General features: G+C 65.5%; 16 protein-coding genes. 9 read left to right on the plus strand and 7 right to left on the minus strand.

Annotation, left to right across the window (positions count from 1 at the left end; all coding sequences use genetic code 11):
* Positions 1–226: 226 nt before the first annotated feature.
* The 4 genes from IMW82_RS00535 to IMW82_RS00550 all read left to right on the plus strand — a co-directional run bounded on the left by IMW82_RS00535 (position 227) and on the right by IMW82_RS00550 (position 6,856).
* Positions 227–3,847 carry a methylmalonyl-CoA mutase family protein gene (locus IMW82_RS00535; RefSeq protein ID WP_211003558.1) on the plus strand — a complete coding sequence of 1,207 codons (3,621 nt, stop codon included), beginning with the start codon at positions 227–229 and terminating at the stop codon, positions 3,845–3,847.
* A 185-nt stretch (positions 3,848–4,032) separates the two neighbouring features.
* Positions 4,033–5,463: an SIR2 family protein gene (locus IMW82_RS00540; protein ID WP_211003559.1), complete on the plus strand. Its 1,431-nt coding sequence runs from the start codon at positions 4,033–4,035 to the stop codon at positions 5,461–5,463.
* The gene (locus IMW82_RS00545; RefSeq protein ID WP_211003560.1) at positions 5,460–5,936 is read left to right on the plus strand and encodes a TIR domain-containing protein; all 477 of its coding nucleotides are present in this window, start codon (positions 5,460–5,462) and stop codon (positions 5,934–5,936) included. Before IMW82_RS00540 ends, IMW82_RS00545 begins: the two co-directional genes overlap by 4 nt.
* A 389-nt stretch (positions 5,937–6,325) precedes the next feature.
* Positions 6,326–6,856, plus strand: coding sequence for a transposase (locus IMW82_RS00550; RefSeq protein WP_345777108.1), 531 nt, complete (start codon positions 6,326–6,328; stop codon positions 6,854–6,856).
* Between the two features lie 86 nt (positions 6,857–6,942).
* Here the strand turns inward: IMW82_RS00550 and IMW82_RS00555 are convergent, their stop codons facing one another.
* Positions 6,943–8,448, minus strand: a complete 1,506-nt coding sequence (locus IMW82_RS00555; RefSeq protein WP_211003561.1) for an amidohydrolase family protein — start codon at positions 8,446–8,448, stop codon at positions 6,943–6,945.
* A 131-nt stretch (positions 8,449–8,579) separates the two neighbouring features.
* Here IMW82_RS00555 and IMW82_RS00560 point away from each other — a divergent pair, with 131 nt between their 5' ends.
* The 4 genes from IMW82_RS00560 to IMW82_RS00575 all read left to right on the plus strand — a co-directional run bounded on the left by IMW82_RS00560 (position 8,580) and on the right by IMW82_RS00575 (position 12,816).
* Positions 8,580–8,750 (plus strand): hypothetical protein, encoded by a 171-nt coding sequence (locus IMW82_RS00560; protein WP_244754121.1) that lies wholly within the window; start codon positions 8,580–8,582, stop codon positions 8,748–8,750.
* A 77-nt stretch (positions 8,751–8,827) separates the two neighbouring features.
* Positions 8,828–9,745, plus strand: coding sequence for an alpha/beta fold hydrolase (locus tag IMW82_RS00565; RefSeq protein WP_211003563.1), 918 nt, complete (start codon positions 8,828–8,830; stop codon positions 9,743–9,745).
* A gap of 107 nt (positions 9,746–9,852) precedes the next feature.
* Complete coding sequence (locus IMW82_RS00570; RefSeq protein ID WP_211003564.1) at positions 9,853–11,007, plus strand: serine hydrolase; 1,155 nt, start codon at positions 9,853–9,855, stop codon at positions 11,005–11,007.
* A gap of 333 nt (positions 11,008–11,340) precedes the next feature.
* A complete protein-coding gene (locus IMW82_RS00575) occupies positions 11,341–12,816 on the plus strand; it encodes an MFS transporter (protein WP_211003565.1) in 1,476 nt (491 codons plus the stop codon).
* 109 nt (positions 12,817–12,925) lie between these two features.
* Here IMW82_RS00575 and IMW82_RS00580 read toward each other — a convergent pair whose 3' ends face one another.
* The 3 genes from IMW82_RS00580 to IMW82_RS00590 form a co-directional block, all read right to left on the minus strand.
* Positions 12,926–14,173 carry an MFS transporter gene (locus tag IMW82_RS00580; protein WP_211003566.1) on the minus strand — a complete coding sequence of 416 codons (1,248 nt, stop codon included), beginning with the start codon at positions 14,171–14,173 and terminating at the stop codon, positions 12,926–12,928.
* A 208-nt stretch (positions 14,174–14,381) separates the two neighbouring features.
* The gene (locus IMW82_RS00585) at positions 14,382–15,857 is read right to left on the minus strand and encodes a hypothetical protein (RefSeq protein ID WP_244754122.1); all 1,476 of its coding nucleotides are present in this window, start codon (positions 15,855–15,857) and stop codon (positions 14,382–14,384) included.
* Positions 15,854–17,068, minus strand: coding sequence for an SPFH domain-containing protein (locus tag IMW82_RS00590; RefSeq protein WP_244754123.1), 1,215 nt, complete (start codon positions 17,066–17,068; stop codon positions 15,854–15,856). The genes IMW82_RS00585 and IMW82_RS00590 overlap by 4 nt, the downstream gene beginning before the upstream one ends.
* A 695-nt stretch (positions 17,069–17,763) precedes the next feature.
* Between IMW82_RS00590 and IMW82_RS00595 the strand changes: the two genes are divergently transcribed.
* A complete protein-coding gene (locus IMW82_RS00595) occupies positions 17,764–18,567 on the plus strand; it encodes a hypothetical protein (protein WP_211003567.1) in 804 nt (267 codons plus the stop codon).
* A gap of 136 nt (positions 18,568–18,703) precedes the next feature.
* Here the strand turns inward: IMW82_RS00595 and kynU are convergent, their stop codons facing one another.
* The 3 genes from kynU to IMW82_RS00610 all read right to left on the minus strand — a co-directional run bounded on the left by kynU (position 18,704) and on the right by IMW82_RS00610 (position 21,699).
* The gene (kynU, locus tag IMW82_RS00600; protein WP_211003568.1) at positions 18,704–19,984 is read right to left on the minus strand and encodes a kynureninase; all 1,281 of its coding nucleotides are present in this window, start codon (positions 19,982–19,984) and stop codon (positions 18,704–18,706) included.
* A 165-nt stretch (positions 19,985–20,149) separates the two neighbouring features.
* Entirely contained in the window at positions 20,150–20,668 is a 519-nt protein-coding gene (locus tag IMW82_RS00605) for a hypothetical protein (RefSeq protein ID WP_211003569.1), read from the minus strand.
* Complete coding sequence (locus IMW82_RS00610) at positions 20,665–21,699, minus strand: amidohydrolase family protein (protein ID WP_108471550.1); 1,035 nt, start codon at positions 21,697–21,699, stop codon at positions 20,665–20,667. The genes IMW82_RS00605 and IMW82_RS00610 overlap by 4 nt, the downstream gene beginning before the upstream one ends.

Below are 21,699 nucleotides of genomic sequence, written 5' to 3' on the forward strand. Positions count from 1 at the left end.
TCGACAGCGCGATCCCGGGATCGGCGGCCGTCCATTCCAGTGCGTCATGTGTCCCCTTGCTGGCGCCCAGTATGCGGTCAAACAGTTACCCGCGGAACACGATCCTGCGCAGCGGACTTCGTCCGGGGCTTCGGGGCCATGCCTCCCGGTAAGCGCGTCGCAACAAGCTCTTGATGCCGATTCCCACTAGAATCACGGGGTTCAAGCACCGATGTCCGGAGTTGCCATGAGTTCCCCCGCCAAGCACGTCCCCGCCAGCGCCCCGCAGACGGAAACCACCCCACTGCGTTTCGTCACCGCGGCCAGCCTATTCGATGGCCACGACGCGGCGATCAACATCATGCGGCGGATCATCCAGTCGCAGGGCGCGGAGGTGATCCACCTGGGCCACAACCGCTCGGTGGAAGACGTGGTACGCGCCGCGCTGCAGGAAGACGCCGACGCGATCGCTCTGTCGTCCTACCAGGGCGGCCACGTCGAGTACTTCAAGTACATGGTCGACATGCTGCGCGAGCGCGGCGCCGGCCACGTGCGCGTGTTCGGCGGCGGTGGCGGCACCATCACGCCGGAAGAAATCCGCGAGCTGCAGGCCTACGGCGTCGAGCGCATTTACCACCCCAACGACGGCATGAAGCTCGGCCTGGTGGAGATGATCGAGGACGTGATGCAGCGCGCCGGCAGCGCCGCCGCGAAACGCGCGGAGTCCGAAACCCACACGCTGCCCAAGGTCGACATCGACGACGAGATCTCGATCGGCCACATGCTCTCGGCGATCGAGGAGGGCAAGCTCGGCGACACCGAACTCGACCACCAGCGCAAGCAGTGGAAGCTGGCCGGCAAGCACACGCCCGTGCTCGGCCTCACCGGCACCGGCGGCGCCGGCAAGTCGTCGGTGGTGGACGAACTGCTGCTGCGCTTCCTGCACGCCTTCCCCGGGATGCGCATCGCCGTGCTCGCGGTCGACCCCACGCGCCGCCGTTCCGGTGGCGCGCTGCTGGGCGACCGCATCCGCATGAACTCGCTGCGCAGCCACCGCGTCTACATGCGCTCGATGGCCACCCGCCGCCAGCACGCCGCCACCAGCGTGGTGCTGCACGACTGCATCGACTTCCTGAAGAGCCAGCCGTACGACCTGGTGATCGTCGAGACCGCCGGCATCGGCCAGAGCGATTCGGAGATCGTCGACCTGGTCGACTTCCCGGTCTACGTGATGACCAGCGACTACGGCGCCGCCAGCCAGCTGGAGAAGATCGACATGATCGACTTCGCCGACCTGGTGGTGCTCAACAAGTTCGACAAGCGCGGCGCCGAAGACGCGCTGCGCGACGTGCGAAAGCAGTGGAAGCGCAACCACACCGCGTTCGGCGTGAAAGACGAGGACGTGCCGGTCTACCCGACCATCGCCAGCCAGTTCAACGATCCGGGCGTGACCTGGATGTTCACCAACCTGTGCCGCCTGATGCGCGAGAAGTTGCATCTCGGCGCTGTTGAACCCTCCCCTTCCAGGGGAGGGCAGGGTGGGGTAGCCCCAGCCGAAGCCGGATGTAACTGGACCCCGCAGCTCGACACCACCCTCAAGGAACCCCGCGCCACCGTGCTCATCCCAGGCAGCCGCGTGCGCTACCTCGCCGAGATCGCCGAGCAGGGCCGCGCCATCAACAAGGGCATCGAGACCCAGGCCGAATACGCCAGCAAGGCGCAGCACTACTACGAGTCGCTGAAGGAACTGGGCGACGACAAGCTGCCGCGGCCGCTGGAGCTGTACCGCAGCGCCGATCTGCAAATGCCGCCAACCTCCCAGTCCGTCATCCCGGCGCAGACCGGGATCGCATCACCTGCGAACGACCAGCAAAAGAGCGATTTCGGCCTGCGCCGGAATGACGAGCACGGAGTGGACCGCAGCCTCCTGCTGCTGCGCCAGCGCTACAACGCCGCGCTGAAGGAACTCACCCACGAGGCCATCCACCAGCTGCGCGAATGGCCGGCGCTGTTCGCCTCGGTCACCGCCGACGTCAACGAATACAAGGTCCGCGACAAGGTCATCCGCGTCGACAACTACCGCGAATCGCTGAGCCACCAGAAAATCCCGAAAGTCTCCCCGCCGAAGTCGAAGGACTGGGGCGAACTCGTCACCTTCCTCGGCAAGGAAAACCTGCCCGGCCACTACCCGTACACCGGCGGCGTCTACCCGTACCGCCGCAGCGGCGAAGACCCCACCCGCATGTTCGCCGGCGAAGGCACGCCCGAGCGGACCAACCGCCGCTTCCATTACCTGAGTCAGGGCGGCGCCGCCACGCGCCTGTCCACCGCGTTCGACTCGGTCACCCTGTACGGCGAAGACCCTGCGCCGCGCCCGGACATCTACGGCAAGATCGGCAACTCCGGCGTCAACATCGCCACGCTCGACGACATGAAGAAGCTGTACTCCGGCTTCGACTTGAGCGCGCCCAGCACCTCGGTGTCGATGACCATCAACGGCCCCGCGCCGATGATCCTGGCGATGTTCATGAACACCGCCATCGACCAGAACGTGGAGAAATACCTCAAGGCCGACGACGCTCGCTGGGCGGCCGCGGAAAAGAAAATCGCCAAGCTCTACGAAGGCCGCCAGCGCCCGCAATACCTGGGCGACCTGCCCAAGGGCAACGACGGCTTAGGGCTAGGCCTGCTCGGCGTCGCCGGCGACGAACTGGTCGATGCCGAAACCTACGCGCGCATCAAGACCGAAACCCTGACCCAGGTGCGCGGCACCGTGCAGGCCGACATCCTGAAGGAAGACCAGGCGCAGAACACCTGCATCTTCTCCACCGAATTCGCGCTACGCATGATGGGCGACATCCAGCAGTACTTCGTCGACCACAAGGTGCGCAATTTCTACTCGGTCAGCATCAGCGGTTATCACATCGCCGAAGCCGGCGCCAACCCGATCAGCCAGCTCGCCTTCACCCTCTCCAACGGCTTCACCATCGTCGAGTACTACCTCGCCCGCGGCATGAAGGTGGACGACTTCGCGCCCAACCTGAGCTTCTTCTTCTCCAACGGCATGGACCCGGAATACACCGTGATCGGCCGCGTCGCCCGCCGCATCTGGGCCCGCGCCATGCGCGAGCGCTACGGCGCCAGCGCGCGCAGCCAGATGATGAAGTACCACATCCAGACTTCAGGCCGCTCGCTGCACGCGCAGGAGATCCAGTTCAACGACATCCGCACCACGCTGCAGGCGATGTACGCGCTGTTCGACAACTGCAACTCCCTGCACACCAACGCCTACGACGAAGCGATCACCACGCCCACCGAGGAAAGCGTGCGCCGCGCCGTGGCGATCCAGATGATCATCAACAAGGAGCTCGGCCTCAACTTCAACGAGAACCCGTGGCAGGGCAGCTACGTGGTCGACACGCTGACCGACCTGGTCGAGGAAGCGGTGTACAAGGAGTTCGAGGCGATCAGCGAGCGGGGCGGGGTGCTTGGGGCGATGGACACTATGTACCAGCGCGGCAAGATCCAGGAAGAGTCGATGTATTACGAGCACAAGAAGCACGATGGCTCGTTGCCGTTGATCGGCGTGAATACGTTCCTGCCGAAGGATCATGGCGGGGAGATTGCCACCGAGATCGAGTTGATTCGGTCGACGGAGGAGGAGAAGGGGGCGCAGATTGCGCACGTGAAGATGTATGGTGAGGCGCGGAACGCGCTGGTGCCGGGGAGCTTGCGGACGCTGCAGGACACGGCGCGGGAGCGGGGGAATGTGTTTGAGCGGTTGATGGAGGCTGTTAAGTACAACTCGTTGGGGCAGATTAGCCATGCGCTTTACGAGGTTGGGGGGGAGTATCGGAGGAATATGTAGGTCATCAAGTGCGCGATGAATCCGACGATCGAAGGCAGTCGCTTTTTTGAGTGTGTGAGCGGAGTTACATCACTCGCACCATGGGCAGATAGGGCTCCTGCTAGATTTTGTCGTGGTGCGGTTGGCTCGAGGATTTGGCAGGGCGACCCATAGCCCTGTACGAGAGTGTCTGACAGGAGTAAGACTTGGAAAGATTCAGCAAGGAAATTGAAGCGTTCATCAAGGATTTCGTTGGCCAACTTGCCAATGGCACCGGGGCCATTTTTGCGGGTGCGGGCATGTCTCGTGGCGCAGGATACGTCGACTGGAACGAATTACTCCGTGACATAGCGCAAGAACTTGGACTAGACCTGCAGCTTGAGCACGACCTCATCGCAGTTGCCCAGTATCACTACAACTTAAAAAAGGGTCCGGCGGGCCTAGTCCGAAAGATCATAGAAGAGTTTTCCCACCAAGCAGAAGAAACCGAGTCGCACCGCATCCTTGCGCGCTTGCCGATCCCGACATGGTGGACGACCAACTATGACAACCTCATCGAGAAGGCACTCGAACGGGCTTATCGCATTGCGGATGTGAAGTTCAATGTGGATCAGTTGAGCAACACGCGGCCACGGCGAGACGCTGTCGTTTACAAGATGCACGGAGACGCCTCGGACCCTAAGAAAGCGATTCTCTACAAGTCACAATATGAGCAGTATCACAAGACTCACGAAGGCTTCATCACGGCACTTCGCGGTGATCTGGTTACCAAGACATTTCTCTTCATCGGTTTTAGTTTTAACGACCCCAACCTCGATTACGTCTTGAGTCGGCTGCCCGCGGAGCCCTCTCGCGAGCACTACTGCTTCGTGCGCAAGGTCGTGGCTGAAAAGGGTGAGCTCGAGGCGTCTGTGAACTACCGGACTCGTCGCGAGAAGCTTCGGAACGACGACCTCCACCGGTATGGCATCACCGCTCTAGAGGTTGACGAGTACAGTGACATTCCACGCATTCTCACTGCGATCGAAGAGTGCTATCGGATGAAGACGGTCTTTATATCCGGGAGCGCGCACGAGTTCGGTGACTGGACGATGCAGGAGGCCCAAGCTCTCCTACATCGTCTTTCAGCTGCGCTGGTTCGGAACGGCTATCGCGTGATCACGGGGTTTGGATGGGGCGTTGGTAGTGCCGTAATCAATGGTGCACTAGAAACCATCTATCGAGAGCCTGCAAAGTATAGTGAAGACCAGCTAGTTATGCGTCCGTTTCCACAATTTGCAAGCAACGGAGAAGATCTTCCGATCATGTGGGACAAGTATCGTCGGCGCATGATCTCCCTTGCCGGAACTGCGATCTTTCTCTTCGGTAACAAGCTCACAGATGGAAATGTGGTCAAAGCAGGGGGCGTCCGTGCTGAATACGATATCGCTCGCGAATTGGGCGTCGTCCCACTTCCTCTCGCGGTCACCGGATTCGTCGCGGCAGATCTTGCTGATGATGTGCTCGCCAATGTAGATGGTGTCTACGGTCAACGCGAGTGGGTGGCGGAGTCGATCAAAGAACTTGGGGCGGCAGGTAAAGACTCCGATAAATTGATTGGCATCATTTTGAAATTCATGGAAAGGATAGGCAAATGAGCAAGCCAAATGTGTTTTATAGCTTTCACTTCGACAATGACGTGATGCGCGTCCAGATGATTCGGAACATGGGGGTAGTCACCGGGGATGAGCCGGTCGATAAAAATGTCTGGGAGACCCTCAAGAAGACGGACAGCAGTGTGGAGGCTTGGATCGAAAAGAACATGAAAGATAAGGACGTCGTCATTGTTCTCATCGGTGCGGCGACCGCCGGTCGAAAATGGATTAAGTATGAGATGAAGCGCGCGTGGGAGCTAAATAAGCCGATATTCGGCATCCACATTCACAATATCAAGTCCATGAATGAAGGGACAAGCGCGAAAGGCCCGAACCCATTTGATGCCTATAACTTCAGCCACAATGGCGTCGTAATTAAACCCCTGGTGTACGACCCTAAATCGTCAGATGCCTATAACGATATCAATGACAACATCGGGAGCTGGATCGCAGCGGCCAAGCGTCAGCGCACGTGAAAAATAGGAAGTGAATCAAAGTGACTTGCAGCGAGCGAGCAGCATCTAGCGCCTTTTAATCGAGCTAGAAGATATGGTATTCATCATGGGGGAATGGAAATATGGCGGTTATGAAAAAAGGTGTCAGGTACAATTTCTGACAGCGGTTGGGGGCTTGGGACGAGGCGGTAGCTGGAACTGTGCTGATGGTCGTTGGCGGGGCGGGGTGGGACGCTGTCGGGCATGGCTCGACTTCCGCGTTTCGACCTCCCCGGCATTCCCCAGCATGTGGTGCAGCGGGGGAACAACCGGTTGCCTTGTTTCCTGGATGACCTGGATCGCCAGCGCTACCTGCATGCCTGCATCACGCACTCGAACGTTTCGGGTGCAGGCTGCACGCCTATGTGCTGATGAGCAACCACGTGCACCTGCTGCTGACGCCGGACGCGTCGGGCGCACTGTCGCGGTTGATGCACACCTTCGCCCGGAACTATGCGGACTTGTTCAATGGGCGGCACGGTCGCACCGGAACATTGTGGGAAGGGCGCTACAAGGCGAGCCTGGTGGACTCGGGCGGTTACTTCCTCGCTTGCAGCCGCTATATCGAGCTCAATCCGGTGCGCGCGTGGATGGTGCCGCAGCCGGGTGACTGGCCGTGGTCGAGCCATGCTGCCCATGTCGGCGAGCGGGCCGATCCCTTGCTGACCCCGCATGCCGAATACCTGGCGCTGGGCACCGACCCTGCGGCGCGTGCGTCGGCCTACCGGGCCTTGTTCGCGGATGTCTTGCCCGAGGAACTGGTCACGGAGATCCGCTGCCATCTGCAACAGCAGAAGGCGCTGGGATCCGATCGGTTCCGCGCATGGGTCGAGGCCCGGACGGGCCGGTTCGTCGCAGTCCGACCGATCGGCCGTCCGTCCAAACCTTCAAATTGTCCCTGACGCCTTTTATGCCTTTTTATGGACACCTTTTATGACACCTTTTTACTACTGGGTGGCGTCTCGGTCGATCGTCAGGAAAGGCCACCTCAATATTCGCCGTAACGCCCCTGCACGGATTTCAGTAGTGCCTGCGAGTCGTAGCCGATGCCATCCTTGAACACGGTTTCGACCTGTTCGATGTCGTCGATGTGCTGCGAGGGATTGCCCTTCACCACGACGAGGTCGGCGTCCTTGCCTGCGGCGATCGAGCCGATGCGATCCTGCAGGCCGAGATACATCGCACCGTTGTAACTGGCGATGTGGATCGCCTGTTCCGGGCTGAAGCCTTCCTCGACCAGCAGCTCCACTTCACGCAGGTCGCCGAAGCCGGGGATGATGCCGCCGTTGCCGGTGGGGTCGGGGCCGGCCAGCAACAGGCCGCCCGCGGCGACGAACTCGCGTTCCATCGCCATGCCGTGGCGGAACGTGATGCTGCGCTTTTGCACCTGCTCTGGCGGCAGCATGTCGGTGCGCGCGCGCAGAAACAGGTAGTCGCGCTTCGCTTCCGGGCTGAGCGTGGCCATCGCCTGCGGCCACAACGGCGCGTGGTGCGGCACCATCTGCTCGAACACCGGCAACGTCGAGGTGATGGCGACGTGGTGCGCGACGAGGTCGCGGATCAGGCTTTTCGCGTCGCTGCCCTCGGGGTCCATCGCATGCAGTGTGTCCAGGCCGTCGGAGTCGGTGCACTTGTCCGGCGCCTTGCCGGGGTCGTGCTCGGTGTTGACGAAGAAGCCGTGTTCGAGGTCGTCGATGCCGGCTTCGGCGGCCTCGCGGTAGGTGACCGCGCACAGGTGGCCGGTGATCTTCAGCCCTAGGCGGTGCGCCTCGTCCACCGCGGCCTTCAGTTCGGCACGGGTGATGTTCATGTAGGCCTTGAACGAGGTCACGCCCTGCTTTGCCCAGAACGCCACGGTTTCCTTCGCGTCCTCGGGATCGCGGATGGGGTGCATCTGGATGAAGTACGAACCCGCGCCTTCCAGGTACGGCCCGGTCACATCCATGTGCGGGCCAGGCAGCTCGCCCTTGTCGATGTCGTGCTTGAGGTTGAGGTCGGTGTACGGCTCGACGCTGCCTGTGGTGCGCAAGGTGGTGACGCCCATGGCGAGGTAGAGCCGCGGCGCGGAGAACACCATCTCCGGCACGATCAGCGGCGGATCGCTGTGCAGCTTGCCGTCCTGCTCGCCGAGGTTGGGCCGCGCGATGTAGAACAGGTGGTCGTGCATGCCGACCAGGCCCGGGAACACGGTATGGCTGGACAGATCGATGCGCTTGGCGTCGGCGGGTATCGCCAGGCCGTCGGCGCCCACCGCGGCGATCTTGCCGTGCTCGATCAGCAGGGTCTGGTTCGCGCGTGCGGGCGCGCCGCTGCCGTCGATCACGCGCACGTGCAACAGCGCGACCACTGGCGCGTCCGTTCGGACATACGGCTGCAGGGCTTTTCCCGGTGCCGTGGCCTGCGGCAACACGATGGGTGCGAGATCGAGGGTCGCGGCGCCAGCCACGCCCGCACCGATCAACAAGGCTGCCGCAAGCGCTGTCGTACGTCGCATGGCTCCCCTCCCATCAGCGTGGCTGCTTGAACATCCGGACCCTGGTTCCGCCTGTCACTGTAGCACCGCGGGGAAAAGGCGCCTGGGACAATGCCTGACGATGGATGAGGAGCGGGACGACAGATCGAGCCTTGTTCGAGGGCGTGCTGCCCGATGCGCTGGTGGCGGAGATCCGCCGCCATCTGCAACAGCAGAAGGCGTTGGGATCCGATCGGTTCCGCGCATGGGTCGAGGCCCGGACGGGCCGGTTCGTCGCAGTCCGACCGATCGGCCGCCCGTCCAAACCTTCAAATTGTCCCTGACACCTTTTTATTCCCTACAATCCGCCAACCGTGCTAAGGGCGCAGCGGCGCTCGGCGGCAACCTGGGGAGAACCGCCATGCATCGTGCTGCGACCGCTACTGCCCTCCTGCTCGTCCTCGCCGGCATGCTCGGCCTGGCGCCCGCGCGGCTCCACGCGCAGCCGGCGGCGGACACGTCCATCGTCACCGCCGCCAAGGGGGGCGACCGGGCGGAGATGCAGACGATGCAGATCCCCAGCCACGGCAAGCTGATGAATGCGCTGGTCTACGTGGCCGCCGGCGCCGGGCCGCATCCGGCGGTGATCCTCCTGCACGGGTTCCCCGGCAACGAGCGCAACCTCGACCTGGCGCAGGATATGCGTCGCGCAGGCTGGGACGTGCTGTATTTCAACTACCGCGGTTCCTGGGGTACGCCGGGCGATTTTTCCTTCGCGCACGGCATCGAGGACACCGCGGCGGCGCTGGCCTACCTGCGCCAGCCCGGCGTCGCTGGCAAGCTGCGGCTGGACCCGAACCGCATCGTGCTGATCGGCCACAGCATGGGCGGTTTCATGGCGGTGGAAGCGGCGGCCGGCGATCCGGCGATCAAGGCCTTCGCCACGATTTCCGCCGCCGACCTCGGCGGACGCTTGCAATCGCTGCGGGCCACGCAGGGCGAACACCAGGCGATCGCCCGCGCCAGCGAGGGGCTGGCCGACGAAGGCATGGCGCCGCTGGCCGGCTGCACCCCGGACGGCCTCGCCCGCGAGTTGCTGCAGCATGGCGCCGACTGGTCGTTCCAGTCCAGGGTCGACGCCCTGAAGAACCGCAGCGTGCTGGTGGTCACCTCGGACGATGGCCTCGCCGCGGAGAACAACGCCTTCGCCGCTGCCTTGCGCAAGGCGGGCGACACCCGCGTGAGCACCAAGCACCTGCCGACCGACCACGCCTATTCCGACCAGCGCCTCGAACTGTCGAAGACGGTGCTGGCGTGGCTGGCGGGGTTGCCGAACTAGGGCTGCCCGGCCACATTGTCCCCGGCATCTTTTTACTCATATCCGCCGCGGCCGCCGTCTGGAAGAATGGCGCATCGCCCTGCCGAGGGCTTGCGTGAGCGGGATTCATGATCAAGGAAGGTCGCCTCCGTCGGGTGGGGCTCGTGGTGGTGCTGCTGGCGGCGCTGGCGAGTGCGTGGTGGGCATGGTTCCGGCCCGTGGAGCCTCGCCAGGGACCGGTCCCGGTGCCGCTGCAGGATGGATGGACGGTCTCGTCGCCCGCGGCTGAAGGGTTCGACGCGCGTGCGTTGGAGCAGGCCATCGGCGGCGTGCTGGATAAGCCGCTCGACGTGCATGCGGTACTGGTGGAGCGCCACGGGCGGCTGGTCAGCGAGTCCTATCAGGGCGGCATGGACCGCTCGGTGTATGCGCTGGTCTCGATCAGGCACGGCTTCGGACCGCAGCAGCTGCACGACGTGCGGTCAGTGGGGAAAAGCATCACCAGCCTGCTCTATGGCATCGCTCTCAGCGAGGGGCGCGTGCCGGCTCCGTCGGCCCGCGTGCTGGCCTCGTACCCCGCCCTGGAACGCACCGCCTCGCCCGAATCGCGTGCCATCCGCATACAGGGCCTGCTCGACATGAGCAGCGGTCTCGACTGGCGCGAGGGCGAGCCGGGACACGACGACGAACTGCGCCTGTTCTGGAAGCGGGACGTGCCGGGCTACGTGCTTTCCCGCCGGGTCATCCATGCGCCCGGTACGACATTCAACTACAACGGTGGCGGCACCGCGGTGTTGTCCGACCTGATCACGCGGGGCGCGGGCATGCCGCTCGATGCGTATGTGCGCCAGCGCCTGTTCGCGCCCATGGCGATCACGCACTGGACCTGGGTCCAGGACCTGCACGGTCGGCCGATGGCCTTCAACGGACTGCGCTTGCGCCCGCGCGACCTGCTGAAGCTGGGGCAGCTGGTGCTCGCGCATGGGCAATGGGACGGGCGCCAGCTCGTGCCCGCGGCATGGATCGATCGTTCAATGCAGTCGCACCTGGCGACGGGCGTGAGCGATTTTCGCTACGGTTCGCAGTGGTGGAGCGGCAGCGTGCGGTGGCACGGGCAGTCGGTCACCTGGCATGCCGCGTTTGGCAATGGCGGGCAACGCCTGTTCGTGCTGCCGGCGCTGGACCTCGCCATCGTCACCACCGCTGGCGCGTACGACCAGCTGACCACCGCCATTGCGGTGAACCGGCTGGTGCAGGGCGTGGTGGACTCGGTGCGGGAGTGAGCCGGGCGCGGCTCGTGCTCCGTTTGCCATGTCCAGGTTCGGGTCGTGTCCGATCGTGCAGCGTGTCGCCTGGGGCGTTTCGATCATGGCCTGGAAGGTGACGTCGTCCGGCGCCTGCTCTTGTTCGAGGTGCATGCGGATGCCTGGCAGTTCGTCCTTGCCCCAAGACACGGCTAGGTTCACTTCCTGATCACGCAGGACGCACAAAATCAGCGAGGTCACCGAACGGTGCCGGTAAACGACTACGGGGTTCTCATTCGGGGCTGCGCAGAAGTGAGCCCGGCCCCGTTGCTGCGTTCGTCGAAGATGGCTTGTGAACCCCGAGGAAGTCGCATGAACACCGTCGCCGCGCCCGGCCAGCCATCCACGCCCTTCCAGGGCAACGACCGCCTGCTGTTCGGCATCATCATGGGCGTGGTCGCGTTCTGGCTGTTCGCCCAGACCACACTCAACATCGCGCCGGACATGCAGCGCGACCTGGGCATCAATGCGGCCACCATGAACATCGCGGTGGCACTGACCTCGCTATTCTCGGGCATCTTCATCGTGGTCATGGGCGGGCTGGCCGACCGGGTCGGGCGGTTGCGGATCACCCGCATCGGTTTTTACCTGAGCATCGCCGGCTCGCTGCTGGTGGCGATCACGCCCACCGGCGCGATGGCCGCGCCGGTGCTGCTGGCGGGACGCGCGCTGCAGGGTTTGTCGGCGGCCTGCGTGATGCCGGCCAGCCTGGCGCTGGTGAAGGCGTACTGGGATGGCGCCGCGCGCCAGCGTGCGGTGTCGCTGTGGTCGATCGGCTCGTGGGGCGGCGGCGGGCTGTGCTCGCTGGTCGGCGGCTTGATGTCGCAAAATTTGGGCTGGCGCTCGATCTTCTGGCTGGCGATCGCGGTCAGTGCGCTCGGCCTGTGGCTGATGCGCGGCACGCCGGAGAACAAGGCCGAGACCCACGGCGACTACAAGTTCGACCTGCCCGGGGTGCTGGCCTTCATGGTGGCGATGCTGGCACTGCAGGTGCTGGTGACCCAGGGCAACACGCTGGGCTGGGCCAGCCCGTCGGTGCTCGGGCTGATCGCGGCGACGCTGGTCTTCGGCGCGCTGTTCGTGCTGATCGAACGGCGCTCGGCCAATGCGTTCTTCGACTTCCGGTTGTTTGGCAACCCGACCTACACCGGCGCCACGATTTCCAATTTCCTGATCAACGCCACCGCCGGCACGCTGATCGTCTCGCTGCAGCTGGTGCAGCTGGGCGGCGGCATGAACGCGCAGCAGGCGGGCATGCTGACGCTGGGCTACGCGATCGCGATCATTGCCTTCATCCGCGTGGGCGAGAAGTTGCTGCAGCGTTTTGGCCCGCGCAAGCCGATGATCTGGGGTTGCCTGATCACCGGCGTGGCGATCGCGCTGCTGATGCCCACGCAATTGCTGCTCGGGCAGTACGAGGTGCTGGCGGTGATCGGCTACTCGCTGTTCGGCCTGGGCCTGGCGTTTTACGCCACGCCGTCCACCGACGCGGCGTTGTCCAACCTGCCGGCGGCGCAGGGCGGTTCGGGCTCGGGTATCTACAAGATGGCCTCGTCGCTGGGCGCCGCCTTCGGCGTGGCGATCTCCGCCGCCGTGTTCACCGCGCTGGCGGGCGACCGCGGCGGCGTGCACTGGCTGGAAGGCGTGATCACCTTCGCCGGCCGCCAGGACAACCTGGCGGTGCGCGAAGCCGCCTTCGTGGCACTGGGTTTCAACGTGCTGATGGTGGTGGCGGCGATCGTCTCGATCGTCCTCACCGTGCCCAGGGGCCGCAAGGCGCACGACTGAGCGCGGGCGGGGCAGCTCGGGTGTGCTTCGCCGATCGGTACAGCCGCGCCGAAACTAAGGGATCAGGTTGTGCGGGCCCTTTGGGGAGCTTGCCCCCGGCGCGCCCGGTTCAAGCTGTCTTGCCCATCTTGCCCGGCTGCTCCGGCGTATCGGGATGCGGGTCCATCGCGCCCGGTGTGGTGTGCACCCGTGGCACGAAGTTGTCGTCCGATGTCACTTCGCGCTTGCGGCGCATGAAGCGGTACAGCGCGTAGCCGGCCAGCAGGCTGTCGAGGATCGCGAACCAGCCGAACAGGAACGCCGGTCGCGTCAGGCTCATCAGTGCGCCCGCCAGCAGCGGCCCCACCGCCGAACCGATGCCGTTGACCAGCAGCACCGTGCTCGACCCCGAGAGCAGATCGTCACGGCGCAGGTAGTCGACCAGGTGTGCCACCGCAATCGGGTACAGCGCGAAGCTCATGCCGGCGAAGGCGAACACCAGCAGCATGGCGACCGTCGGTCCGGCCGTTGGCAATGCCAGGTTGACCAGCGCCACCAGCGCCGCGCTGGCGCTGATCAGCGCCAGCGCGAGCCGTCGGTCGATGCGGTCGGACAGGCGCCCCAGCGGCAATTGCAGCGTCACGCCGCCGGCGATGGCCACGCTCATGTAGGTGCCGATTTCGGCGGTGCCCAGGCCGCGGGCGGCCGCGTACAGCGGCAGCAGGCCCCAGAACGCGCCCAGCGCCATGCCCGATATCAATGCGCTGACCAGCGCGGTAGGCACCAGCCGGAACATGTGGCCCACCTGGACCCGCGGCGCCGCGCGCAGGGATGGTTGCGGCTGCGGGGTCACGACCACCGGCAGGCTGGCGAGGCAGAACAGGATCGCCACCACGCAGAACAACACGAAGCCCTCGCCGCGGATGCGCAGGAACTGCTGTGCCGCTGCGCTGGCACCCAGGTTCAGCATCATGTAGGCCGCGAACACCGTGCTGCGGTGCCTCGGCTCGGCGGCGGTGTTCAGCCAGCTCTCGATGATCGCGTACAGACCGACCAGCAGCAGCCCCTGCAGGACCCGCAGCACCAGCCAGGCCCCGTACGCCGGGGTCAGTGCCTGCAGCAGCGCGGTCACCGCCACCAGCGACGTGCAGAAGGCGAAGCTGCGGATGTGGCCGAAGCGGTGCGTGAGCTTCGGCACCGTGTAGGTACCGACCAGGAAGCCGGTGTAGTAGGCCGAGGTCAGTATGCCGATCATCGCGACGGAGAAGCCCAGCACCGCGCCCTGCAACGCGATATGTGTATGCAGCAGGCCGACTCCCATCAACAGGAACACGGTGCTGGACAACAGCGGTGCAGTGGTGCGGATGCTGCTCAACATGCGAAGGGGGTCCGGAATGACAGGCGCCGCACGGCTGGCGGGACCGGTGCGGCTTCGGCAGGGTAACCGGATGCCAACGGGTTTGTCGCCGCCGGTTGCGTGATCGCGCGAAACCGGGACGGAAGAAGCCAAAGGCCCCCTCAAATTAAAGGAGACGTGGCTAATCAACCCTCCGAAACCGGGGCAAAGTACTCTGCCCCGGTTTTCCTCAGTCCCGCAGGCTCACCGTCTGTCCGCGCCAGATCGCATCCTGGTAGCGGTAGAACTGGCTCAGCGAGGAGGGCTTGTCGGCCTGGCGGGTGGTGGCGAGGGACGCCATGTCCAGGATCTCGAAGCGGTGGATGAAGCGGCCGTTGACCCGGGCTTCGCGCGCCACCAGCATCAGGCGGTCGCCGGGCACCCAGCCGGCGAATTCGATGTAACCCAGCTGCGGATCGTCGTCGGCCGGCGGCAGCACATCAATCACCCACTGCTTGCCGACCAGGTGGAACAGCCACAGCTCGCGCCAACTGGTCATCGGCTGCACGGCCAGGGCCAGCGCGGTGCCGCTTGCATTGGCGCGTGCCGAGCTTGCCCAGACCGTGCCGTAGGTGCAGCGTTGCGCCAGCGGCGTCTTCGCGTCGTGCTTGCGGTCCAGCAGCGCGATGCAGGTCTCGCCGGGGCGGCCAGCCGCGGTGACGATGTGCAGGCCCTGCGGCGTCTTGAGTGCCGGCTCGGCCGCCCAGCGCGAGGCACCCACGCGTACCGCGGCGTCGTTGTAGTCGTCGCGATCGCTTTCGACCAGCGCACGGGTGTCGACCGCCGCCAGCTCGTCGATGGCGCGCGAGGCAGCCTGCTGCGCCGGTTGCTGGCTGCGCGTGCGTTCGAAGGCGATCGCCGCCCACACCGATGCCATGCGCATGTGCAGGCGATTCTGCACGTAGCGGGGCAGGCCTTCGCGCGGCACGCGATCGAGCAGGTCGGCGCGCCAGGTGTCGAATGCGGCTAGCTGCACAGGCGTCAGGCCGGGATCGACGCAGGCCGGATCGGTCAGGGCCAGCGCGGCGGTGGCCTTCTGCGTCGCGTTGGCGTTCAGCGCCATGACGCGGCGGAAGGCGTCGCCGTCGTAGCACAGTCGCACGCTGCCGTCGCGAGCAATGCTATGGATCGCGACGCCGTAGTCGGCCACCACCTCCAGTTGTCCGGACAGCGCCTGCTCCAGCGCCTTGCTGCGGTTCGTGGAGGCGCGCCGGGCCAGGCGCCCGGCCATCACGCCGAGCGCGTCGAACGGCTCGGCGTCGATGGCCTTGCCCGGCGCCGCCTTCAGGTAGGCCGCCGCATACGCGATGCCCAGCGCCTCGCTGCCCGGCATGTCGCGCAGGAAGCGCACCACGGCCAGCAACTCGGGCGCATCGTTTGGCTGCATCGAGACGATGCGCACCCGGCTGGCGCGCACGAAGCCGGCGCGCTCGATGCGATGGTCGTAGACCTGCAGGTAGTCCAGCGTGCGCCCGCGCACCTCCAGGGTCTCGCCCTGCCACAGCACCGCCTGCGGGGTCGCCGAGTGGCGCGCCTGCGCCCGCAACGCGGTGCCGTCCAGGGTGACGATGGCCAGCGGGTTCGCCGGCGGCGGTGCGGGCTCGGCGGCATGCGCCAGGCCCATGCTGATGCCCAGCAGCAGGGCCATCCATGCCAGGGCCTTCATGGCGCGCTCCCGGAATCATTGCTTGCTGCCGGGGTCTGATGCGCAGCGTCGATCAGGGCCTGGCCGATGAATCCGCCCGCGGCGGGCGGCGGCGCCACGATCACCGAGATCTTGTCGGACAGCTTGTCGGCCAGGGTCTTCTGGATCAGCAGCGGATGCTTGTCGATCAGGGCGCCATCGCGCGCGAGCTGTTCGCTGTTGACCTTGCCCAGCGCCTCCAGCCGGTAGGCGTCGGCATCGGCGAGCTTGCGGCGCGAGTCGGCCTCGCCGGTGGCCTCGATGCGTCGCGCTTCGGCGCTGCCCTTGGCGTTGCGGATCAGGGCGGCGCTCTGGGCTTCCGCTTCCAGCTCGCGCTGCTCGATCTGCTTGCGCTTGAACGGCAGCACGTGCTTCATCGCCTCTTCCTGCCCCTTGGCCGCGATGATCTGCTCGTCGGCCGCCGCCTCGGCAGCGGTGTCGCGCTGGGCCTTTTCGGCCTCGGCCTGCAGCCTCGACTCCTGTACCTGCTTCTCCTTCAGCTGCAGGGTGTATTGCATCTGCTGGTTCTCCAGCTCGGTGGCCAGCACCTTGTTCATGCCCTCGCGGTAATCCGGAGGCAGATCGACGTTACCCATCATCACGTTGCGCAGCACGATGCCGTCGGCCGCCAGCATCGGCTTGAGCTCGTTCTCGATCAGCGTCTGGATTTCCTGGCGTTTGGTCGAGAAGATCTCGCGCACGGTGTAGCGCGTGAACACCTTGTAGATCACGCCCTGGACCAGTGGCTCGACCATGTCGCGGCCGACATCGTCGGGCAGCACCTTCGCAACTCTGGGCAGGCTCCGCGCGTCGATCGCGTAGCGGATCGCCAGCTCGACACCGATGGACAGGCCTTCCGACGACTGGAAGGGTGCCGGGCCGTCCGCCTTGGCGCTGCGGGTGGGGCGGTAGACCTGATCCACCAGCGGGAACCGGCGCAGGCTGTGGATGCCGGGAATCACCAGGCATGGGCCTTCGCCCACCTCGCTCACCGAACCGGTCCACGCGTTCGACCGGATGCCGACCTGTTGCGGGCCGACGGTTTCGATCGGTGGATGGCGGTACAACCCGTAACCGCCCAGCGCGAGGATCGCCAGGACCAGGGTCTTGCGATTGAGTACGCGTGTCGCTGTCTTGCCGAGCCTGCTCGACGTGTCCATCTTGATGCCGCCCCCTTGCTGCATGGCTTCCATTGATGCGCTCCGTCCCGTTGCGGGTCCCGGAGCGTGCCCTTCCATGGGCCCGGGGCGGTTGCCGCCTGCGGGCCGGTGGTTGGTGCCTATTAGGAGGGCAGGCGGGGCCGCGCGTGGGCCGGAGATGCGGCAGGTCGCGGACCGGATGTGGCAATTGGCAGGCGGCCACAAAAAGTGTCGGTGATGCCATAGGCCGGGATGGCGACGGCCGGATGCCGGTGAGTCGGCTTGCCCGGCTTTCGCCGTGGCGTTCAAACTGTCCGTGACAGCTTTTCTGGCGTCTTTTTTGCTGTTGCGGACCCGACGCAGAAGGCACAACATGATCCCGGCACGCGGATACTTCACCGTGTCCGGTCACCCCGGAGTGCGCGATGAACTCCTCGCCTCATGGCCGGCGAAGCATGCTGACCGGACGCTGCGACGCGACGGCTCCACTGGCCGAGTAAGGGGATCGGCCACTGTGTGGAGTTGATGGAGGCGGTGGAAGTGCCGTACCCGGTGTGGCGAGGGGGAACGCCGGGAAAAGCAGGGGGAAAGTACTGGATTCGAGGTGGCACAGACGCCTCCGTTTTCCTGTTTGCAGGTGGGAACGCGGCGGGATATGCAATCGGACTCATCCCTGCGTTCGGCATGACCGACATGGTGGCCGAACCGGGTTGAGCCATTCGTTGCGGAAAGAGCCAACCGGGGGAGTCATGACCACGAATCACGCGCAACTGCTGCATCTGCCTGCCAGGCCGCTTGTTCTGGCAATCGACCGCTGGATCTGGGTCTTCATGGCAGTCTTCTTCATTGCCATCACGCTGACCGGGTTCATTCCGGATTCGATCATGAAGGTCGACATGGTGCGGGCTGGCGCTAGGCCGCCTTTGCCGCCGATCCTGCATGTGCATGCCGTGCTCATGGGCACCTTCCTGCTGGTGCTGCTGGCCCAGTCCTGGCTGATGGCGACCGGTCGACGCGATCGGCACATGCTGCTGGGGCGCGCGGCCTTCCTGCTGGTTCCGGCCATCGTCGTGGTCGGTTTCCTGCTCGTGCCGACGATCTACCAGCAGGTCTGGCATGGGGCGCAGGCAGCGCCGCCACCGGTCCGGGAACAGCTCCGGCACACGCTGTATTTCCTGGACAACATCGCGTTGTTCCAGATCAGCGCCGGCATCCTCTTCCCCATCTGCGTCGGACTGGCCTTGCGCGTGCGACGGACCGACCCGGGCTTCCACAAGCGGATGATGTTCCTCGCAGTGGCGGTCCCGTTGACGGCGGCGGTCGACCGGATTCACTGGCTGCCGACCACCCATCCGGCCAGCCCGCTCTCGACCCTGCTTTACGTGCTGCTGCTGGTGTCGCCGCTCTTCCTGTGGGACGCGATCAGGCATCGGTCGGTGCACCGGGTGTATCTGGTCTGGCTGGGCCTGTATCTGCCTTTCGCCATCGCCGTCTATTTGTTGTGGGACACGCCGGTCTGGCATGCGCTGGTACCGCGGATCCTGGGGCCGTGAGCCTTGAGAGGACGTGGCTGACGGTGCGCCCGTGAAGCCGCCGAATTCGGGTGCATTGCAGGCGACCAGGTGCGGGTCTGGCGTCGCGCTGTCTGCCTACGGGAGGGATGGCAGATGAGACCGACCAGCACCGGAATCAGCTACCTCGACTCCAGCTCCGCACCGCCTCCGCAAACGCCAGACAATCCGCAAACCGGTTGTACAGCGGCGCGGGCGAGATGCGGATCACGTCGGGTTCGCGCCAGTCGCCGATGATGCCGTGCTCCATCAGATAGTCGAACAGGGCACGGCCGCGCTCGCGGCCGGCGATGACGCGGATGGAGAGCTGCGCGCCGCGGCGTTCGGGTTCGGCCGGCGTCACCACGTGCAGCACGTCGGCGAGCTGCGTCTGCACCAGCCATTCCAGGTAGCCGGTGAGTTGCAGCGACTTCTCGCGCAGCGCGTTCATGCCGGCACGGCGGAAAATCTCAAGCGACACACGCAGCGGCGCCAGCGCGAGGATTGGCGGGTTGGACAGTTGCCAGCCGTCGGCCCCGGCCGTTGGCACGAACTCGGGGCCCATCTGGAAGCGGGTGGTCTTGTCGTGGCCCCACCAGCCGGCGAAGCGCGGCAGCACGGCTTGCGCGTGGCGCTCGTGCACGAAGGCGCCGCCGACGGCGCCGGGGCCGCTGTTGAGGTATTTGTAGCTGCACCAGATGGCGAAGTCGGCGCCGCTGTCATGCAGTTGCAGCGGCAGGTTGCCGACGGCGTGGGCGAGGTCGAAGCCGACGGTGCAGCCGTGCTGGTGGCCGAGTGCGGTGATCGCCTTGAGGTCGAAGGCCTGGCCGGTGCGGTATTGCACGCCGGGCAGCATCACCAGCGCGATGCGCGTGCCGTGTTCGGCCAGCGCGCGTTCGATGGCGGCGACGGAGACGATGCCGTTCGGCTCGTCGGCTTCCAGTTCGATCAGCGCCGTGGCCGGGTCGAAGCCGTGGAAGCGGATCTGCGATTCCACTGCGTAACGGTCGGTGGGAAACGCGCCGCCTTCGATCAGGATCGCCGGCCGCTCGGCGGTGGGGCGGTAAAAGCTCACCATCATCAGGTGCAGGTTCACACCCAGGGTGTTCATTGCCGCCACTTCGACGGGCTTCGCGCCGACCACGGCGGCGAGGTCGTCGCGCACGAACTCGTGGTAATCCATCCACGGCAGGCGACCCTTGAAGTGGCCTTCGACGCCCAGCTCGCCCCAGTAGTCCAGTTCCGCGTTGACCGCCTCACGCACCGCGCGTGGCTGCAGGCCCAGCGAGTTGCCGCAGAAGTACGTGCTGTCGCGGCCTTCGTGTGGGGGGATCAGGAACTCCTCGCGGAATGCGCGCAGCGGGTCGGCGGCATCGCGGGCATTGGCCCAGTCGCGGGTGGCTTCGAAACTTGCAGGCATCGAACGATCTCTTCGGTGTATTGGCTCCTCCCCCTGCAGGCAGGGGGAGGTTGGGAGGGGGTTGCCCGAGCGTGCGGGAAGATCAAGAGCTACCCCTCACCTGAAGGACTCCCTCCGGTCGCCCAGCCCTCCCCTGCGGAGCAGGGGAGGGAGTCATATGCGGGCTTACTTCAGTTGCTCAGCGATCGCGTCGCAACCCTTGTCGAAGGCGGTCTTCCAGTCCGCACCGGCCTGGGTCTGGCTGGGACGCATGCAGCGCAGCTGGATCGCGCGGCCGTTCTTGAACCAGTAGTGCTCGGTGTAGCTGAAGGCGGCGGCATTTTCCTGCGCGGTGTAGACGTTGCTGTTCGGGCCCGGCGGTACCGCGGAGGCCTTGTAACCGGGCAGCGCCATGGCTTTCGCGGTGGCGTCGCTGCGGTACTGGTTGAAGCCGTTGAGGTCGGCCACCTGCTTCACCGTGATGGTGACGCGGGCGAGGCTGTTCCTGCCGGTGGGCGAGGGGTCGGGCACCTGGAACACCCGGGCCTCGGGATCGCCCTGGGTTTCCATGATGTCGAGCCAGTTGTCCGGCGTGCTGAACTTGACGCTGCCGTCGGCCATGCTGACGTCGGCAGCGTGCGCGCCGCCGGCCAGCAGGGCGGCGGCGAAGGCGATCACGAGGGTGGTGCTGCGCAGGAGGCTCATGCGGGTTCCTTCGGGATGGGATCGGGAGCGAAGCGGTGGCGGGGCAGGCCCAGCCACTCCAGCGCCGTGCCATGGAACAGCCGGGCGCGGTCGGCTTCGTCCAGGCCCAGCGCCTCGATGCCGCTGCCGGGTGCCTGCTCCCCCAGCGGGAAAGGATAGTCGGTGCCGAGCATCACCTGGCGGGCGCCCGTCACATCCAGCAGATAACGCAGCGCCTGGTCGTCGTGCACGCAGGAGTCGAAGTAGAAACGCTGGAGGTACTCGCGCGGGTTGCGCGGGTTGTCGGTGGCGACCAGGTCCGGACGCATGCGGAAGCCGTGCTCGATGCGGCCGATCGTCGAGGGGAAGCTGCCGCCGCCGTGGGCCAGCATCACGCGCAGCTTCGGCAGCCGCTCCATGACGCCGCCGAAGACCAGGCAGCAGGCGGCACGCGACTGTTCGGCGGGCATGCCGACCAGCCACGGCATCCAGTATTTCGGCATGCTGGCCATGCCCATCATGTCCCACGGGTGCACCAGCACGGCGGCGCCGAGATCGGCGGCGGCTTCGAAGAACGGGAACAGCTCCGGCGCGTCGAGGTTCCAGTCACCGCAGTGCGAACCGATCTGCACGCCCTGCAGGCCCAGCTCGTCGATGCAGCGTTCCAGCTCGCGCACGGCCAGCTGCGGCGCCTGCAGCGGCACCGTGCCGATGCCGGCGTAGTGGCGCGGGAAGTCGCGGCAGATGCCGGCCATGTGCTCGTTGAGATGGCGGTGCAGTTCCAGCGCCTGGTGGCCGGGCGCCCAGTACGAGAACAGCACCGGCACGGTGGAGATCACCTGCACGTCGACGCCGAAGCGGGCGTAGTCGTCGATGCGCGTTTGCGGGTCGAACGCCGAATCCCACACTTCGCGGAAGAAGCGGCTGTCCTTGTAGATGCGGTGGCGCCCGTCGGTATGCGTCATCACCGGGAAGCGGTCGTCGCCGTACTTGGCTGCGAGGTTCGGCCAGTCGCGGGGCAGGATGTGCGCGTGCGTGTCGATCTTCAGCAT

Origin of the sequence: Rhodanobacter sp. B2A1Ga4, assembly GCF_018101315.1 — a bacterium.
GTDB lineage: Bacteria > Pseudomonadota > Gammaproteobacteria > Xanthomonadales > Rhodanobacteraceae > Rhodanobacter > Rhodanobacter thiooxydans_A.

Bases quoted from the DNA above. Each gene is read 5' to 3' on its own strand.
- IMW82_RS00535 (WP_211003558.1), top strand. From the start codon at position 227: ATGAGTTCCCCCGCCAAGCACGTCCCCGCCAGCGCCCCGCAGACGGAA.
- IMW82_RS00545 (WP_211003560.1), top strand. From the start codon at position 5,460: ATGAGCAAGCCAAATGTGTTTTATAGCTTTCACTTCGACAATGACGTG.
- IMW82_RS00550 (WP_345777108.1), top strand. From the start codon at position 6,326: ATGAGCAACCACGTGCACCTGCTGCTGACGCCGGACGCGTCGGGCGCA.
- IMW82_RS00555 (WP_211003561.1), bottom strand. From the start codon at position 8,448: ATGCGACGTACGACAGCGCTTGCGGCAGCCTTGTTGATCGGTGCGGGC.
- IMW82_RS00565 (WP_211003563.1), top strand. From the start codon at position 8,828: ATGCATCGTGCTGCGACCGCTACTGCCCTCCTGCTCGTCCTCGCCGGC.
- IMW82_RS00570 (WP_211003564.1), top strand. From the start codon at position 9,853: ATGATCAAGGAAGGTCGCCTCCGTCGGGTGGGGCTCGTGGTGGTGCTG.
- IMW82_RS00575 (WP_211003565.1), top strand. From the start codon at position 11,341: ATGAACACCGTCGCCGCGCCCGGCCAGCCATCCACGCCCTTCCAGGGC.
- IMW82_RS00580 (WP_211003566.1), bottom strand. From the start codon at position 14,173: ATGTTGAGCAGCATCCGCACCACTGCACCGCTGTTGTCCAGCACCGTG.
- IMW82_RS00585 (WP_244754122.1), bottom strand. From the start codon at position 15,857: ATGAAGGCCCTGGCATGGATGGCCCTGCTGCTGGGCATCAGCATGGGC.
- IMW82_RS00590 (WP_244754123.1), bottom strand. From the start codon at position 17,068: ATGGAAGCCATGCAGCAAGGGGGCGGCATCAAGATGGACACGTCGAGC.
- IMW82_RS00595 (WP_211003567.1), top strand. From the start codon at position 17,764: ATGACCACGAATCACGCGCAACTGCTGCATCTGCCTGCCAGGCCGCTT.
- kynU (WP_211003568.1), bottom strand. From the start codon at position 19,984: ATGCCTGCAAGTTTCGAAGCCACCCGCGACTGGGCCAATGCCCGCGAT.
- IMW82_RS00605 (WP_211003569.1), bottom strand. From the start codon at position 20,668: ATGAGCCTCCTGCGCAGCACCACCCTCGTGATCGCCTTCGCCGCCGCC.
- IMW82_RS00610 (WP_108471550.1), bottom strand. From the start codon at position 21,699: ATGCTGAAGATCGACACGCACGCGCACATCCTGCCCCGCGACTGGCCG.